Raw genomic sequence first — 1524 nt, forward strand, 5'->3', positions numbered from 1 at the left:
GTTCGATGCCGTCGAAAAGCACCGTCTCACACCACTTCCACCGCGACCGTTCGAACCGGTCCTCTATCAGCTCGGGAAGGTCGCCCCGGACTGCCACGTCAAGGCCGGCAAGGCCCTGTATTCGGTGCCCTGGCGGCTGATCGGTCAGCAGGTGCTGGTGCGCACCAGCGGCGACGTGGTGCAGATCTTCCACACCGAGCAGGTGGTCGCCACCCACGTGCTGCACCTGTCGGGGCGGTCGACGAACCCCGAGCACTACCCGCCGCACAAGATCGCCTACACGCTGCAAACCGTGTCCTGGTGCCGGGCGCAGGCCGACCAGATCGGCCCGGCCGCGGCCGCCGTGGTCAGCGAGTTGTCGCAGGTCAACGCGTTGCACCGGCTGCGGGCGATCCAGGGCATCGTCCGGCTGCGGGACCGCTACGAGGATCGGCGGCTGAATGCGGCGTGCGCCCGTGCCCTCGAGGTCGGTGACCCCAGCTACCGCACCGTCAAGGGCATCCTCGCCGCCGGCACCGAACACGACGGACAGCCCGACCCGGCCGCCGCGCCGGCGCCGGCGTTCCTGCGCGGACCCGACGCCTTCGACGCCGAACGCACCGCCTGACCGCGACTCCCCCCAACTGTCCTGCAATCATGTTGAACCAGTGAGGTTTCTGTGATGACCATTCATGATCCCAGCCTGCGTGCTGCACTCAAGACGTTGAAGTTGACCGGGATGCTCGACACGCTCGATGCCCGGCTCGCCCAAACCCGGGACGGACAGCTCGGACACCTCGAATTTCTCCAAGTGCTGTGTGAGGACGAGATCGCCCGCCGGGAAACGGCGGCGTTGGCCCGTCGGTTGCGGCGGGCGAGGTTCGAGCAACAGGCCACCTTCGAGGACTTCGATTTCACGGCCAACCCGAAACTCCCGGCGGCGATGCTGCGGGACCTGGCCGCCCTGCGCTGGCTCGACGCCGGCGAGTCGGTCATTCTCTACGGACCCGTTGGAGTCGGCAAAACCCATGTGGCACAAGCACTTGGGCATCATGTCGCACGCCGTGGTGGGGACGTGCGGTTCGTCAAGTGCTCCCGCATGCTTGCCGACCTCGCCGGCGGGCATGCCGACCGCACCATCGGTCAGCGGATGCGCGAATACACCCGGCCGCTGGTGTTGATCATCGACGACTTCGCGATGCGCGAGCACACCACCACCCAGTCCGACGACCTCTACGATCTGGTCTCGGACCGGGCGATCGCCGGCAAGCCGCTGATTCTGACGAGCAACCGCGCACCGAAGGACTGGTACCCGCTGTTCCCGAACCCGGTCGTCGCCGAGTCGCTCCTCGACCGGCTCATCAACACCAGCCACCAAACCCTGATGGACGGACCGTCCTACCGACCCCGCAAACGACCCGGGCACCGCACCGCCGGCGCAACCTGATCCGCACCCCCGACTGCGCGGGCTACCCTCGACTCAGCACGCCCGAGCATGGGGAATTGCGTGACGGACACCCCTGGGGAATTACGTGACGGTCGACA

2 protein-coding genes are annotated in these 1524 nt (G+C 67.3%); both read left to right on the plus strand.

Going from position 1 to position 1524, the window contains the following annotated elements; all coding sequences use genetic code 11:
- Positions 1-607: Mu transposase domain-containing protein (locus RZ1_RS29315; protein WP_443706294.1), on the plus strand; the 607-nt coding region annotated here is incomplete at its 5' end.
- Between the two features lie 54 nt (positions 608-661).
- A complete protein-coding gene (gene istB / locus RZ1_RS29320) occupies positions 662-1426 on the plus strand; it encodes an IS21-like element helper ATPase IstB (RefSeq protein ID WP_072816447.1) in 765 nt (254 codons plus the stop codon).
- Positions 1427-1524 lie beyond the last annotated feature (98 nt).

Origin of the sequence: Rhodococcus zopfii NBRC 100606 = JCM 9919 (assembly GCF_001895025.1) — a bacterium.
Lineage (GTDB): Bacteria > Actinomycetota > Actinomycetes > Mycobacteriales > Mycobacteriaceae > Rhodococcus > Rhodococcus zopfii.